Raw genomic sequence first — 14,979 nt, 5'->3', positions numbered from 1 at the left:
CGGAGCCTCGGCCTGACGCCTAGGCGAGCGTCTGGGCTACCCGCCGCACCTCGCTCTTGCGTCCTGCCCGCAGCGCCTCGATGGGTGCCACGCCGATCGATTCCTCGGGCGCGAGCATCCAGTCGATCGCTTCGTCGTCGCTGAACCCGGCGTCGTGGAGCACGATGATCGTGCCGCGCAGCGACGGCAGCGGATGGCCGTCCATGATGAACACGGCGGGCACCGCGAAGGCGCCATGGCGCTTGGATCCGATCAGTTGCGACTCGTCCAGAAGCCGACGCACGCGGCCGAGCGGTTCGCCGAGAACCTCGACGAGGTCGGGCATCGTGAGCCAGGCGGTTTCGATTGCAGGAGATGGGGTGGTCACGACAGCCATGATCTCACCACGAGCCGCGTCCCGACCGCTGCGCCGACCGATCGGCGCCCGATACTGCTCATCCGCTTCTGTGAGCCGCTCCCAGGCCGGGCGGCTCGGGCTCCGTAGACTCGGTGCGTGAGCACCAGCGCGCAAACCGATCCGCTGATCGGCCGTCTCGTCGACGGCCGATACCGGGTGCGCGCCCGGATCGCTCGTGGCGGCATGGCTACTGTCTACGTCGCGACCGACCTGCGCCTTGAGCGCCGCGTCGCGCTCAAGGTCATGCACGGGCACTTGAGCGATGACACCGTCTTCCAGAGCCGGTTCATCCAAGAAGCCCGGGCCGCCGCGCGGCTCGCAGACCCGCACGTCGTGAACGTGTTCGATCAGGGCAGCGATGGTGAGATCGCGTATCTCGTGATGGAGTACCTGCCGGGCATCACGCTGCGCGAGCTGCTGCGGGAGGAGAAGCGGCTGACAGTGCCGCAGACGATTTCGATCATGGATGCCGTGCTCTCCGGTCTTGCCGCGGCGCACCGTGCCGCCATCATCCATCGCGACGTCAAGCCCGAGAACGTCCTGCTGGCAGAAGACGGCCGCATCAAGATCGGGGACTTCGGTCTGGCGCGCGCGACGAGCGCGAACACCGCGACCGGCGCGCAGTTGATGGGCACGATCGCCTACCTTGCCCCTGAGCTGGTGACCCGGGGAACCGCGGATGCCCGCAGCGACATCTACAGCCTCGGGATCATGCTCTACGAGATGCTCACGGGCGAGCAGCCGTATCGCGGTGAACAACCGATGCAGATCGCGTTCCAGCATGCGACCGATTCGGTTCCTCGGCCGAGCGTGAAGAACCCGGGAGTTCCCGAGCAACTCGACGAGTTGGTGCTGTGGTCGACCGAGAAGAAGCCCGACGATCGCCCCGCCGACGCGATGGAGATGCTGCAGCGGCTACGGGAGATCGAGCGCAGCCTCGGCATCTCACCGCAGGTCGTCACGGCAGCAACCTCCGGGATGATCGATCGCGACGATCCCAGCGAGCTGACCAAGGTCCTTCCCGCTACCACCGGTGCGACGACTGTGCATGCCGAGGTCGACAACGCGGCACGCCTGCGGCGATCCGCGAACCGTCAGGGTGCGCGCACAGCCTGGATCGTCACCGTCGTCATCCTTGTGGCTGCCCTCGCCGCGGGAATCGGGTGGTGGTTCGGGTCGGGGCCCGGATCCCAGGTTTCCGTGCCCGCCGTCGCGGGACTGGACTACGAGGCCGCGGCTGCGGCGATACAAGCCCAGAACCTCGTTCCCGAGCAGGCAGGCGAGAACAGTCTCGAGGTCGACGAGGGTATGGTCATCCGTACCGATCCCCCGGCCGGCGACCGCGTCGACAAGGAGTCGACAGTGCGAGTGATCGTGTCGCTCGGACCAGCTCGGCATGACCTTCCCTCGGTCGTGGGCCAGCCCGCCTCGGATGCCCGCACCATGCTGTCCGGCTATCAGCTGATCATCACCGAACCAGACGCCGAGGTGTTCACCGACGCCACGGCTGGGACGGTTGTCGCGCTTTCTGTCACCCCACGCCTGGGCGGAGACCCGCAGGACTGCACGAACGGATGCACCGTCTTCGAGGGCGATACCGTCACGCTGACCATCTCGCTGGGCCCCGTTCCCGACGTGAGCGGCATGAGCATCACCGAGGCAACGGCGGCGCTCTCAGACGTCGGCCTGTCGGTGGCCGCCGACTCGCAGGAAGAGTACAGCGAGACGATCCAGGAGGGACGCGTCATCGGCATTGCGCCCCACCCCGACGGTGGATCATGGCGACCCAGCGACACCGTCACACTCATCGTCTCGAAGGGTCGACCGGTCTTCCCCATCCCCGACGTGGTCGGCATGACGCGGGATGCCGCCAAGCGGGCGATCGAGGCCGCGGGATTCACGGTGTCGTACGACGAGCGGTGGGATGAGTTCCCCGACGCGTTCACAAAGGTCGAGTCACAGTCACCGAAGTCCGACAAACAGGCCCCGAAGGGCACTGAGGTGTCGATCCGGATCGCGGCGTCGCTCTAGGGTCACGCTCCCCTGACCTCCCTAGGAGCTACTGACGCCGCAGGGACGTCCGAGCGCGCTTTGGCGCTTCTCGCGTTCCTTAGCGCTTCTCGAGTTCCTCGGCCACGAGGAAGGCCAACTCGAGCGACTGCATGTGGTTCAGTCGCGGGTCGCACAGTGACTCGTAGCGCGTGGCAAGGCCCGCTTCGTCGATCATCTCGGAGCCACCGAGGCACTCGGTGACATCATCCCCGGTCAGTTCGACATGGATGCCTCCCGGGTGCGTCCCGACGGCACGGTGAGCCTCGAAGAAGCCGCGCACCTCGTCGACCACGTCATCGAAGCGGCGGGTCTTGTAGCCCGTCTGCGACGTGATGCCGTTGCCGTGCATGGGATCGGTGACCCACAGGGGTGTCGCACCGGATGCCTTGATGGCCTCCAGCAGCGGCGGAAGAGCATCGCGGATCTTGCCGGCACCCATGCGAGTGATGAAGGTCAAGCGACCGGGCTCGCGCTCCGGATCGAGCTTGTCGATCAGTGCCAGCGCGGTCTCGGGCGTCGTGGTGGGGCCGAGCTTGACCCCGATGGGGTTGCGGATGCGCGAGAAGTAATCGACGTGCGCGCCGTCGAGCTCGCGGGTACGCTCCCCGATCCACAGGAAGTGGCTCGATGTGTTGTACGGCGTTCCGGTGCGGGAGTCGATCCGGGTCATGGGGCGCTCGTAGTCCATGAGCAGGCCCTCGTGGCCGGTGTAGAACTCGACGCGTCGCAGCTCGTCGAAGTCGGCGCCGGCAGCTTCCATGAACTTGATGGCGCGGTCGATCTCGGTTGCCAGGCGTTCGTAGCGCTGGTTCGCGGGGTTCTGCGCGAAGCCCTTGTTCCAGCTGTGCACCTCGCGAAGGTCGGCGAACCCACCCTGCGTGAACGCGCGAATGAGGTTCAGCGTCGATGCCGACGTGTGGTACGCCTTCAGCATCCGTGCGGGGTCTGCTCGCCGCGACGCCTCGGTGAAGTCGTAGCCGTTGACGATGTCACCGCGGTACGCGGGAAGTGTCACCTCACCGCGAGTCTCGGTGTCGGACGAGCGGGGCTTTGCGAACTGCCCGGCCATGCGTCCCATCTTGACGACCGGCATCGATGCGCCATAGGTCAGGACGACTGCCATCTGCAGCACGGTCTTGATGCGATTGCGGATCTGTTCGGCGGTCGCACCGGCGAAGGTCTCGGCGCAGTCACCGCCTTGCAGCAGGAATGCCTGACCCGCGGCGGCACGGCCGAGCTTCTCGCGAAGGATGTCGACCTCGCCGGCGAAGACCAGCGGCGGAAGCGTCGCGAGTTCAGCCGACACCTCGGCAGCGGCCTCCGGCGCATACCACGACGGCTGCTGCTTGATGGGGAGCGTGCGCCAGTGGTCGAGCGGGTCGGTCTTGAGGAGCATCCGCTCAGTCTATCGGGGCGAGAACCTGCTCAGACCGCGTCGGCAAAGCACGGTCCTTGACCGTCGATGCGTACACATCGTCGTACTTCTGCTCCCCCAGACGCTGCAACGCAACCATGATCTCGTCGGTGATGGAACGGAGGATGTAGCGATCCCCCTCCATCCCGTGGAAGCGGGAGAAATCGAGGGGCTCACCGATGACGACGCCGACGCGGACGACGTTCGGGACCCGCTGGCCGATCGGCATCATCGTGTCAGTGTCGACCATGACGCACGGTACGACCGGTACGCGCGCTTCGAGCGCCATCCGGGCGATTCCGGTCCGTCCCCTATAGAGCTGCCCGTCGGGGCTGCGGGTGCCCTCCGGATAGATTCCGAGAAGGTCTCCCCTGCCGAGGACCTGAAGTCCCGTATTGAGGGATGCCTCGGATGCCTTCCCGCCGGAGCGGTCGATCGGCAACTGTCCGGTTGCTTTGAAGAAGACCCGGGTCGCCCAGCCTTTGATGCCCTTGCCGGTGAAGTAGTCACTCTTGGCGAGAAAGGTGACGGGCCGGTCGATCATCAGCGGAAGGAAGATCGAGTCCGCGAATGAGAGGTGGTTGCTCGCGAGGATCGCGGCCCCTGTCTTGGGGATGTTGCGACGACCCACGATCCAGGGGCGGAAGATCGCCTTGACGATGGGGCCGATGACCACGTACTTCATGAGCCAGTAGAACACCGCTCGCACGCTCCTTTCCCCGTCGCCGACGCCACTGAAGTCTAGTCACGCCCTACTCTCGTCCCGAGACCATGGTGACCCGGGAATGAACCGGCAGGATCCGGGGTGGAACGTGGTGTCATCCGACCTGAGATCGAGTCTCATCCGGTAGCATTGGCGGTCAACCGATCCGCTTTTCACCGGTACCGAAGGAGTTGCCGTGGTTCAGTTCGATACCCCCGCGGTCGTGGCCCCCGATCCGCAGGCCAACGTCACCGATCTGCTCGTGGAGCGGGTGAAGAAGACGCCGCAATTGGCGCTGTTCGCCGTTCCCGACGGCAGCGGATGGCGAGACATCACCGCATCCGACTTCCTGAACCAGGTGGTCGCACTCGCGAAAGGTCTGGTTGCCGGTGGCATCGAGCCCGGCGACAAGGTGGGCTTCATCGCCCGCACGACGTACGAGTGGACCCTGGTGGACTTCGCGATCTTCTTCGCGGGCGCCGTCATGGTCCCGATCTACGAGACCAGCTCCCCGACGCAGATCGCGTGGAACCTCTCGGATTCGGGCGCCGTTGCCTGCATCTGCGAGTCCGCCGACCACGAGGCCCGTCTGCAGGAGGCGCTCGCTGAGCTGCCCACCGTGCGATCGACGTGGGCGATGCACAAGGGCGACCTCGACGCTCTCGTCGAGCAGGGCAAGACCGTCACGGATGACGAGATCGAGCGACGCCGGTCGCTTGCCGTGGGCGCCGACATCGCGACGCTGATCTACACGTCGGGCTCGACCGGACGCCCCAAGGGCTGTGTGCTGACCCACAGCAACTTCGTCGAGCTTTCTCGCAACTCGGCTGAGGCGCTGAAGGAGGTCGTCGCCAAGCCTGGCGCGTCCACACTCCTGTTCATCACGACGGCGCACATTTTCGCGCGGTTCATCTCCATGCTGAATGTCCACGCGGGCGTCAAGACCGGCCACCAGCCCGACACGAAGCAGCTGCTTCCGGCGCTCGGATCGTTCAAGCCCAGCTACCTGCTGGCGGTGCCTCGCGTGTTCGAGAAGGTCTACAACTCCGCGGAGCAGAAGGCCGAGGCAGGCGGTAAGGGAAAGATCTTCCGCTCCGCAGCGCACACCGCGATCGAGCACTCCAAGTACGTGCAGGAAGGACGCAAGGTCCCGTTCATGATGGGCCTGAAGTTCCGCCTCTTCGACAAGCTCGTCTACTCCAAGCTCCGTGAAGCGATGGGCGGCCGCGTCGAGTACGCGGTGTCGGGTTCCGCGCCGCTGGGTGAGCGCCTCGGCCACTTCTTCCACAGCCTCGGCGTCGACATCCTCGAGGGCTACGGCTTGACCGAGACCACGGCCCCCGCGACGGTGAACCTACCCGGAAAGTCCCGGATCGGAACTGTCGGTCCGGTGCTCCCCGGTGTGGGCGTGCGAACCGCTGACGACGGCGAGATCGAGGTGCGGGGCATCAACGTCTTCCAGGAGTACTGGCGCAACCCCGAGGCGACAGCTGCTGCATTCGACGGCGAGTGGTTCAAGACCGGTGACATCGGGGCCTTCGACAAGGACGGCTTCCTGCGAATCACCGGCCGCAAGAAGGAGATCATCGTCACGGCAGGCGGCAAGAATGTGGCTCCGGCAGCGCTGGAAGATCCGATTCGGGCGAACCCGATCGTCGGGCAGGTGGTCGTGGTCGGCGACCAGAAGCCGTTCATCTCGGCCCTGGTGACCCTCGACCCCGAGATGCTGCCGACGTGGCTGTCCAACAACGGACTCCCGGGCGACATCTCTCTCGAGGAAGCGGCAACCAACGACGCGGTCCGCGCCGAGGTGCAGAAGGCCATCGACCGCGCCAACGCGTTCGTCTCCCGCGCCGAGTCGATCCGCAAGTTCGTCATCCTGCCCACGGAGTGGACCGAGGCAAGCGGTCACCTTACTCCGAAGATGAGCATCAAGCGCAATGTGATCATGGCCGACTTCGGCGACCACATCGAGGAGCTGTACTCGGTGCCGGTCTCGACCTCGAACCTGTCGCTGTCCTGACCGACACCACCCTCTGGCGGGACTAGAACCAGTCCGACTCGCGGACCTCGCGCATCGCTTGCTTGCGACGCGCGGGGTCCAGCCGGTCGAGGTAGAGCGTCCCGTCGAGGTGATCGGTCTCGTGCTGCAGCGCCTGAGCCATGAGTCCCTCACCCTTGAGCACCACGGGATTGCCATCGAGATCGATGCCGTGAACGACAGCGTGCGGATAGCGCAGCGTGTCGTGCCACAGGCCCGGCACCGAAAGGCATCCCTCACCCACGAACTCGGGCTCCCCCGACACCGAGACGAGCACGGGATTCAGGACATACCCGATCTCGCCGTCCACGTTGTAGCTGAACGCCCGCACGCCCACGCCGATCTGGGGGGCGGCCACACCCGCGCGCCCCGGCAGGGCGACAGTGTCGAGCAGGTCGACGACCAGAGCCTTGGTGCCCTCGTCGATCTGCTCGATCGGGGCGCTCGGGGACTTCAGAACGGGGTCACCGAACACCCGGATGGGACGAACTGCCATACGAGCCTCAGACCGTCGCCGGAACGCGCAGCGACTCAACGACCGCTGCGGCCAGCTGACGGGCAGCTTCCCGGGTCGCCGGGTGGATCTCGTGGAAGCCGATCGCGGCTCCCGACGCGATGTGGGAGTCGTACGGCATGCGGATGACGGAGCGAACGCGCGTGCGGAAGTGGGCCTCGACCTCGTCGGCCCGCACGAGCGGCGAACCGGGTCGCGTCGTGTTGAGCACGACGACGGCGTTACGCACGCGATCGCCGTAACCGTTGGTCTCGAGCCATGTCAGAGTCTCGGACGCCAGGCGCGCCTCGTCGATGCTGAGACCTGCAACCACCACCAGCGAGTCGGCACGTTCGAGGGTTGCTGACATCACGGAGTGGACGATGCCGGTTCCGGTGTCGGTGAGCACGACCGAGTAGTAGTGCGCGGCCACCTCGGCAGCGGCGCGGTAGTCGTCGTCACCGAAAGCCTCCGAGACGCGCGGGTCGGCATCCGAGGCGAGGACGTCAAGGCGCGTCTCGTCGCGCGCGACGATCGTCGAAAGGTCGTTGTAACCGACGACCTCGTCCTTGATGCGCACCAGATCGCGGATCGTCTTGCCGCTGGTGCGGGCGATGCGCTCAGCGAGCGTGCCGCGGTCGGGGTTCGCATCCACAGCCACGACGCGGTCGTCGCGTGCATCAGCGAGCGCCATCCCGAGAAGCGTCGTCACGGTGGTCTTGCCGACTCCGCCCTTGCGGCTGAGGACGGGCACGAAGCGTGCGCCGCCCGGCAGCGGCGCAGCGATGCGCCGAGTCAGTTCCTTGCGCTCACGGGCCTTCTTGCTGTCGCCGACGTTGATCAAAGAGCCCGATGCCCGGTACAACACGCTCTGCCAGAATCCTTCGGGTTCGACCTTCGCGACGTGGTGCGGATCCAGAAGCCGGTCGGCGGTGAGCACATCTGCCCCCTCCCGACTGACCTCCAGTTCGCCCAGCCGCTTCGAGGCGAGCGTCACATCGAAGGCCACCGGCGACTGCTCCACCGCGCGAACGGGCTGAGCCACGGGAACGGCGATCCGGTTGGTGGGGGCTGCGGGCTCGGATTCGTGGGCTGCCACGGCGTCCTCCAGTGCGTCCTCCACGGCATCCTCGATACCTGCGTCGTGGGTGTCGGTATCGGTCTGCTCCGCCGCGGTTTCCTCGACGTCGTCGATGATCTCGGCTTCCGCTGTGTCGGTGTGGACGGCGGTGCCGAGGGCTGCCGCGATGCGCCCCTGCCCCGCCGTCTCGTCGAAGTCCTCGTCGATGGCGTCGTCGTCATCTGCGGGCACCGGAAGGGTCACATCGACCTGCGCGGTCGACCCGCCGAGGAAGATTCCGGAGGTGTCGACGCGCTCCTCGTCGAGGATGCCGTGCTCTTCGGTCTCCGCCCGTTCCGGGTCCGATCGATCTGCCACGTGCTCTCCCTGCCGTCGTTGTGGCGGCGATGCGCCACCCCTCAGGCTATCCGGCGGGTCGCACGACGAGCAAAAGATCCCCAGCGTCGACCTGCTGCGGCGACCCGATCACGACGCGTTCGACGACGCCGTCGACCGGCGAAGTGATGGCTGCCTCCATCTTCATCGCCTCGATCGACGCCACCGGCTGACCCGCGGAAACCCGGTCGCCCTCGGCGATCTTCAGGGTCACGACACCCGCGAACGGTGCAGCAACCTGGCCGGGCTTCGAGGTGTCGGCTTTCTCGGCCTGACGGGCCTCGACCGCGATGCTGCGGTCGCGCACGAAGACGGGGCGAAGCTGGCCGTTGAGCGTGGTCATGACCGTTCGCATGCCCTTCTCGTCGGCCTCACCGATCGCTTCCAGCCCCACGAACAGCTGCACGCCGCGCTCGATCTCGACGACGTGTTCTGCCCCGTGCTCGAGCCCGTAGAGATAGTCGACGGTGTCGAGCACGCTGAGATCGCCGAACGTGTCGCGAATGCGCTCGAACTCCTTGGTCGGCGCCGGGAACAGCAGCCGATTGAGTGTCGTGCGGCGCTCGGTGGATGACCCGGCGAGCTTCTCGGCATCCTCGGCGCCCAGCGACGCCGATCCGACGTGGTGCTCACGCCCCTGCAGCACCTTCGAGCGGAACGGCTCGGGCCAGCCACCCGGAAGATCCCCAAGTTCACCGGCCATGAAGCCGACGACCGAGTCCGGGATGTCGTAGCGTTCGGGGTTCGCCGCGAAGTCGGCGGGGTCGGCCTTGACGGCGGCGAGGTGAAGCGCCAGATCGCCGACCACCTTCGACGACGGGGTCACCTTGGGAACGCGCCCCAGGATGTCGTTGGCTGCTGCGTACAGGTCTTCGATGAGTTCGAAGTCCTCGGCAAGTCCCAGCGCGATCGCCTGCTGGCGCAGGTTCGAGAGCTGCCCGCCAGGGATCTCGTGCCGATAGACCCGGCCGGTCGGGCCCGGAAGACCGGACTCGAACGGGCGGTACAGGTGCCGCACGGCCTCCCAGTACGGTTCCAGATCGGATGCCGCCGCCAGGTCGATTCCGGTGTCCCGGTCGGTGTTGGCAAGGGCAGCCACGAGCGCCGACAGGGACGGCTGGCTCGTGGTTCCCGCCATCGGTGCGGCTGCGGCATCGACGGCATCCGCACCTGCAGCCGATGCCGCCAGCAGCGTCGCGAGCTGCCCACCGGCGGTGTCGTGCGTGTGGACATGGACGGGCAGGTCGAAGCGGTCGCGCAGCGCCGTGACGAGCCGGGATGCCGCAGCAGGCCGCAACAGCCCGGCCATGTCTTTGATCGCGAGGATATGAGCACCGGAGGCGACGATCTGATCGGCGAGCCGCAGGTAGTAGTCGAGGGTGTAGAGGTCCTCGGTGGGGCTCAGCAGATCGCCGGTGTAACACATGGCGACTTCAGCGACAGCCGTGCCGGTGGCCAGCACACTGTCGATCGCGGGACGCATCTGCGAGACGTCGTTGAGCGCGTCGAAGATACGGAAGATGTCGACACCGCTGGCGGCTGCCTCGGCGACGAAGGCGTCGGTGACCTCGGTCGGGTACGGCGTGTAGCCCACCGTGTTGCGCCCGCGCAGCAGCATCTGGATCGCGACGTTCGGCAGGGCCTCGCGAAGGCGATCCAGGCGTTCCCACGGGTCCTCGCCGAGAAAGCGCAGCGCCACGTCGTAGGTGGCGCCGCCCCACGCTTCGACCGAGAACAGCCCGGGCGTGAGGCGGGCGACGTAGGGCGCTACGGCGACGAGGTCCTTCGTGCGCACCCGCGTGGCAAGCAGCGACTGGTGGGCATCGCGGAAGGTCGTCTCGGTGACGGCGAGCGGCGTTTGTTCGCGCAGCGCGCGGGCAAACCGCTCGGGGCCCAGCTCGAGCAGTCGCTGGCGCGAGCCGGCGGGCGGCTCCTGGGTCAGGTCGACCGCGGGGAGCTTGAGCGCGGGGGTGACGGTCACCGGGTTTTCGCCGTTGGGACTGTTGACGGTGACGTCAACGAGCCAGTTCAGCATCTTCGAGCCGCGGTCCTTGGACTCGCGCCCGCGTAGCAGCTCGGGCCGCTCATCGATGAACGCCGTCGAGAGGTCTCCGACCAGAAACGCCGGGTCTTCGAGCACAGCCTGCAGGAACGGGATGTTGGTCGAGACGCCCCGGATGCGGAACTCGGCGAGGGCACGCCGGGCCCGCAGCACCGCCGCGCCGAAGTCACGTCCGCGGCAGGTGAGCTTGGCGAGCATCGAGTCGAAGTGCGGGCTGATCTGGGACCCTGCCGCGGTCGTGCCACCGTCAAGACGGATGCCGGCACCGCCCGGCGACCGGTAGGTCGTGATCTTGCCGGTGTCCGGGCGGAAGCCCTGCGTCGGATCCTCGGTCGTGATGCGGCACTGCAGTGCGGCGCCCCGAAGCCGGATGTTCTCCTGGCGCAGTCCCAGTTCCTCCAGGCTCACCCCCGAGGCGATGAGCATCTGCGACTGCACGAGATCGACATCCGTCACCTCTTCGGTGACGGTGTGCTCCACCTGGATGCGGGGGTTCATCTCGATGAAGACGACCTCGCCGGTGCGGGGGCCCGCGGTTTCGAGGAGGAACTCGACGGTGCCCGCGTTCTCGTAACCGATCGATTCGGCAAAGGCGACGGCGTAACGGTGCAGGTCGTCGCGGATCGTCGGGTCGAGGTTCGGCGCCGGCGCGATCTCGATCACCTTCTGGTGGCGCCGCTGCACCGAGCAGTCGCGCTCGAACAGATGGACCGTGTGACCCGCACTGTCGGCGAGGATCTGCACCTCGACGTGCCGCGGGCGCTGCACTGCCTGCTCGAGGAACACCCGCGAGTCACCGAACGCGCTGCCAGCCTCACGCATTGCCTCGGCAAGAGCTGGCGGCAGCTCCTCCGGTGTCTCGACGCGACGCATCCCGCGCCCACCCCCGCCGGCGACGGCCTTCACGAAGATCGGGAAGCCGATCTCGGCCGACTGCGCCACGAGCGCATCGACGTCGTCTGAGGCATCCGTCGACCGCAGCACCGGCACCCCGGCGCTCACAGCATGCTGCTTCGCGGTGACCTTGTTGCCGGCCATCTCGAGGACGGCGGCGGTAGGCCCGATGAAGGTGATGCCGGCGGCCGCTGCTTTCTCGGCGAGCTCCGGGTTTTCGGAGAGAAAACCGTAGCCGGGATAGATCGCGTCGGCGCCGCTCTCTCGGGCGACACGGATGATCTCGTCGACATCCAGGTAGGCGCGCACCGGATGCCCCGGCTCACCGATCTGGTAAGCCTCATCGGCCTTGAGCCGGTGCAGCGAATAGCGATCCTCGTACGGATAGACCGCCACGGTGCGGGCTCCGAGTTCGAACGCTGCTCGGAATGCTCGGATCGCAATCTCGCCGCGGTTTGCTACCAGGATCTTGCGAAACATCACACCTCGCTGTTTGTGACGGGGCTTGCCTGAGTGTGCACCCAGCCTAGGGGACGGTAACGTAGAGCCTCGTGCACGTACTGTCGGTGAGCTCGCTCAAGGGTGGTGTCGGCAAGACCACTGTCACGCTGGGGCTTGCCTCCGCCGCCTTCGCCCGCGGTGTCCGCACCCTCGTGGTGGATCTCGACCCGCAGTCGGATGTCTCCACGGGCATGGACATCCAGGTAGCCGGCAAGCTCAACGTCGCCGACGTTCTCGCCAACCCGAAAGAGAAGGTCGTCCGTCAGGCGATCACCGCCAGCGGCTGGGCGAAGGTCCACCCCGGCACGATCGACGTCATGATCGGGTCGCCCTCGGCGATCAACTTCGACGGCCCGCACCCGAGTGTGCGCGACGTGTGGAAGCTCGAGGAGGCGCTCGCGACGATCGAGGCCGATTACGACCTCGTCCTCATCGACTGCGCACCCTCGCTGAATGCGCTCACGCGCACGGCGTGGGCGGCGAGCGACCGCGTGATCGTCATCACCGAACCGGGTCTGTTCTCGGTTGCGGCAGCCGACCGGGCACTGCGCGCGATCGAGGAGATCCGCCGCGGCCTCTCCCCCCGTCTTCAGCCGCTCGGCATCGTCGTGAACCGGGTACGCCCGCAATCGATCGAGCACCAGTTCCGCATCAAGGAACTGCGTGAGATGTTCGGCCCGCTTGTGCTCTCGCCCCAGCTTCCCGAGCGCACGTCGCTGCAGCAGGCTCAGGGTGCGGCAAAGCCGCTCCACATCTGGCCCGGCGACTCGGCGCAAGAGCTTGCAGCGGATTTCGACGCCATCCTGGACCGCGTCATGCGCACGGGTCGGATTCCCTCCCCCGACGCCGCCGCTTCCTGATCACACCGAAGCACTGCTCCGGCGGAGACCGCTCTCAACGAAACTGCAACGTTCCCGCCAGAGTGCGTCCGAAGCGCGCAGTCTCGCGGGCACGTTGCAGTCTCGCGAATGGCAGAGCGGATGCAGCGGCAAAGGCCGGGACGTCGGCGAACGGTCGCTCAGGCTGAGCGTGCGGCGCGCCGGGCAGAAAGCTCGTCGACGACATCCGGTGCCTGCGGGTCGAACTCGACGAGCGTCGACTCGACCTCACGCCACACCTTGCCGACGGCGATGCCGAACACGCCCTGGCCGCGGCTGACAAGGTCGATGACCTCATCGTTCGACGTGCACAGGTAGACCGAGGCGCCATCGCTCATAAGCGTGGTGCCGGCAAGATCACGGATGCCGGCCGCGCGCAGCTGCTCGACGGCGGTGCGGATCTGCTGCAGCGATATGCCGGTGTCGAGCAGGCGCTTGACGAGCTTGAGCACGAGGATGTCGCGGAAGCCGTAGAGACGCTGCGACCCGGAACCGGATGCTCCCCGCACTGTCGGCTCGACGAGTTCCGTGCGAGCCCAGTAGTCCAGCTGCCGATACGTGATTCCCGCAGCTCGCGCAGCGACGGCTCCGCGGTAGCCCACCTCGTCATCGAGGGCCGGAAGGCCGTCGGTGAACAAGAGGTCTGCCGTCAGGCTGGGCGTCGATTCCGCCTCGCGTGCCGTCATGGCAACCTCCCCAGTTCGATCGGACATGTCAACGCTAGATCAGCCGAGAGGCTCGGGCAACGACATCCGGCCGTCGCGTCTCGGCGTGTCGCACTACGAGAGGAATCGCTCGAGGGCTGAGCGCAGGAAAATCGAGCGTACTTCTTCCAGGCGACGCGCGAGTTCGGGCGCGAGTTCCTCGGCTCTGCCTCGCGAGGTCGCGTCGGTTCGGCGTGCAAGGGGCGCAACCGCAGATTCGACGAGGGCTGCGTCACGCTCGGCGCTCTGGCGGAGAGTACGGATGTGACGCGGCTCGATGCCGTGACGATCGAGGGCCACGAGGCACCGAAGCAGAGCCACTGTCTGCTCGGCGTAGTGCTCCGCGGCGGTGATGATGCCGGTGCTGATCGCGTCATTGAGGAGTTGCGGCGCTGCTCCGGCGGCAGAGAGCAACTCGTCGCGCCGGTAACGCCGCGGGGCAGCAACGATGGAGGTCGGCGGCGCGGGGATCGGGGTGATGGGGTCACGACCGGCATCCACATCATCGAGGTACGCCCGGATGACGTGCAGCGGCAGATAGTGATCGCGCTGCAGCGTGAGAGCAAGCCGCAGCCGCTCGACATCCGCGGGAGCGAACTTGCGGTATCCCGACTCGGTGCGGGTCGGAGTGACGATTCCCTGCACCTCGAGGAAACGCAGCTTGCTCGAACTCAGCCCGGGAAACTCGGGAGAAAGGCGCGCGAGAACTTGACCGATGCTCAAAAGCCCCGGGGACGAGGCGCGATCACGGGCGGGAACGCCCGCCATCACTGATCCGCCGGGGGCTCGAGGTCGGCCGGCGAGACGAAGAAGTTCAACCGGAACTTGCCCACGCGCGCTTCCGAGCCGTTCGTCAAGACAGCACGATCCACGCGCTCGCCGTTGACGTATGTGCCGTTAAGCGAGCGCTGATCGACCAGCTCGAAGGTCGTACCGGAGCGGGTGATCTCGGCGTGACGTCGCGAGACCGTTACGTCATCGAAGAAAATATCCGCCTCGGGGTGGCGGCCGATGGTCGTCACGTCGGCATCCAGCAGGTAGCGGGCACCGGCGGTGGGGCCCGATCGGACGATCATGAGCGCCGATCCCGAGGGCAGCGCGTCGATAGCCTCGAGCTCGATCTCGGTCAGTTCACTGCCGAACGGCACGAAAGACAGGTCGGAATCGTGTCCGAACGAAGCCGTCGTATCCGTCCCTCGACCACCCGGAACCGCAGCTCCGGGGTCGCCGGAGGCACGACGGATCTCGTCGGGTTCAGCGGGCGCATTGTGTTCCACGGGTGCCTCCTCAGGCTCCCCAGGATAGTCGGATTTGGTGGGCGGATGTCGAGTGGATCGCCCTCACTCTCACCCGCGGACGGCGGCGCCATCGGGGTGGTTCCGAG

The 14,979-nt window shown here is 66.7% G+C and carries 12 protein-coding genes; 3 read left to right on the top strand and 9 right to left on the bottom strand.

Annotated features, from left to right (window positions below; genetic code table 11):
* Positions 1–19 precede the first annotated feature (19 nt).
* On the bottom strand, positions 20–376 hold the full coding sequence (locus BGO47_RS02095; RefSeq protein ID WP_292708059.1) for an Rv2175c family DNA-binding protein: 357 nt from the start codon (positions 374–376) through the stop codon (positions 20–22).
* A gap of 117 nt (positions 377–493) precedes the next feature.
* Between BGO47_RS02095 and pknB the strand changes: the two genes are divergently transcribed.
* A complete protein-coding gene (pknB, locus tag BGO47_RS02090; RefSeq protein ID WP_292708057.1) occupies positions 494–2,428 on the top strand; it encodes a Stk1 family PASTA domain-containing Ser/Thr kinase in 1,935 nt (644 codons plus the stop codon).
* Between the two features lie 79 nt (positions 2,429–2,507).
* Here pknB and BGO47_RS02085 read toward each other — a convergent pair whose 3' ends face one another.
* The gene (locus tag BGO47_RS02085) at positions 2,508–3,845 is read right to left on the bottom strand and encodes a class II 3-deoxy-7-phosphoheptulonate synthase (RefSeq protein WP_292708055.1); all 1,338 of its coding nucleotides are present in this window, start codon (positions 3,843–3,845) and stop codon (positions 2,508–2,510) included.
* Positions 3,846–3,849: 4 nt separating this feature from the next.
* The gene (locus BGO47_RS02080; RefSeq protein WP_292708344.1) at positions 3,850–4,563 is read right to left on the bottom strand and encodes a lysophospholipid acyltransferase family protein; all 714 of its coding nucleotides are present in this window, start codon (positions 4,561–4,563) and stop codon (positions 3,850–3,852) included.
* Between the two features lie 199 nt (positions 4,564–4,762).
* Between BGO47_RS02080 and BGO47_RS02075 the strand changes: the two genes are divergently transcribed.
* Positions 4,763–6,589 carry an AMP-dependent synthetase/ligase gene (locus BGO47_RS02075; RefSeq protein ID WP_292708052.1) on the top strand — a complete coding sequence of 609 codons (1,827 nt, stop codon included), beginning with the start codon at positions 4,763–4,765 and terminating at the stop codon, positions 6,587–6,589.
* Positions 6,590–6,611: 22 nt separating this feature from the next.
* Here the strand turns inward: BGO47_RS02075 and BGO47_RS02070 are convergent, their stop codons facing one another.
* Genes BGO47_RS02070 through BGO47_RS02060 form a run of 3 tightly spaced genes read right to left on the bottom strand, consistent with a single transcriptional unit; the run spans position 6,612 to position 11,992 of the window.
* Positions 6,612–7,103 (bottom strand): peptide deformylase, encoded by a 492-nt coding sequence (locus BGO47_RS02070; protein ID WP_292708050.1) that lies wholly within the window; start codon positions 7,101–7,103, stop codon positions 6,612–6,614.
* A 7-nt stretch (positions 7,104–7,110) separates the two neighbouring features.
* Positions 7,111–8,538 (bottom strand): MinD/ParA family protein, encoded by a 1,428-nt coding sequence (locus BGO47_RS02065; RefSeq protein ID WP_292708048.1) that lies wholly within the window; start codon positions 8,536–8,538, stop codon positions 7,111–7,113.
* 46 nt (positions 8,539–8,584) lie between these two features.
* Positions 8,585–11,992 (bottom strand): pyruvate carboxylase, encoded by a 3,408-nt coding sequence (locus BGO47_RS02060; protein ID WP_292708046.1) that lies wholly within the window; start codon positions 11,990–11,992, stop codon positions 8,585–8,587.
* 71 nt (positions 11,993–12,063) lie between these two features.
* On the opposite strand from BGO47_RS02060, the gene BGO47_RS02055 reads away from it, so the two are divergent.
* Positions 12,064–12,873: a ParA family protein gene (locus BGO47_RS02055; RefSeq protein ID WP_228178571.1), complete on the top strand. Its 810-nt coding sequence runs from the start codon at positions 12,064–12,066 to the stop codon at positions 12,871–12,873.
* 158 nt (positions 12,874–13,031) lie between these two features.
* Here BGO47_RS02055 and BGO47_RS02050 read toward each other — a convergent pair whose 3' ends face one another.
* From BGO47_RS02050 to BGO47_RS02040, 3 genes are all read right to left on the bottom strand, one after another.
* The gene (locus BGO47_RS02050; RefSeq protein ID WP_292708342.1) at positions 13,032–13,577 is read right to left on the bottom strand and encodes a MerR family transcriptional regulator; all 546 of its coding nucleotides are present in this window, start codon (positions 13,575–13,577) and stop codon (positions 13,032–13,034) included.
* Between the two features lie 93 nt (positions 13,578–13,670).
* On the bottom strand, positions 13,671–14,363 hold the full coding sequence (locus BGO47_RS02045; protein ID WP_292708039.1) for a MerR family transcriptional regulator: 693 nt from the start codon (positions 14,361–14,363) through the stop codon (positions 13,671–13,673).
* Positions 14,363–14,839, bottom strand: a complete 477-nt coding sequence (locus tag BGO47_RS02040) for an FHA domain-containing protein (RefSeq protein ID WP_292708340.1) — start codon at positions 14,837–14,839, stop codon at positions 14,363–14,365. Before BGO47_RS02040 ends, BGO47_RS02045 begins: the two co-directional genes overlap by 1 nt.
* Positions 14,840–14,979 lie beyond the last annotated feature (140 nt).

The organism is Microbacterium sp. 67-17 (assembly GCF_001898325.1).
GTDB classification, from domain to species: domain Bacteria; phylum Actinomycetota; class Actinomycetes; order Actinomycetales; family Microbacteriaceae; genus Microbacterium; species Microbacterium schleiferi.
This window is presented reverse-complemented; position numbering and strand designations above follow the sequence as displayed.

Excerpts from the sequence above, each read along its gene's own strand:
- BGO47_RS02095 (WP_292708059.1), bottom strand. The coding sequence starts at position 376 with ATGGCTGTCGTGACCACCCCATCTCCTGCAATCGAAACCGCCTGGCTC.
- BGO47_RS02085 (WP_292708055.1), bottom strand. The coding sequence starts at position 3,845 with ATGCTCCTCAAGACCGACCCGCTCGACCACTGGCGCACGCTCCCCATC.
- BGO47_RS02070 (WP_292708050.1), bottom strand. The coding sequence starts at position 7,103 with ATGGCAGTTCGTCCCATCCGGGTGTTCGGTGACCCCGTTCTGAAGTCC.
- BGO47_RS02060 (WP_292708046.1), bottom strand. The coding sequence starts at position 11,992 with ATGTTTCGCAAGATCCTGGTAGCAAACCGCGGCGAGATTGCGATCCGA.
- BGO47_RS02050 (WP_292708342.1), bottom strand. The coding sequence starts at position 13,577 with ATGACGGCACGCGAGGCGGAATCGACGCCCAGCCTGACGGCAGACCTC.
- BGO47_RS02045 (WP_292708039.1), bottom strand. The coding sequence starts at position 14,363 with ATGGCGGGCGTTCCCGCCCGTGATCGCGCCTCGTCCCCGGGGCTTTTG.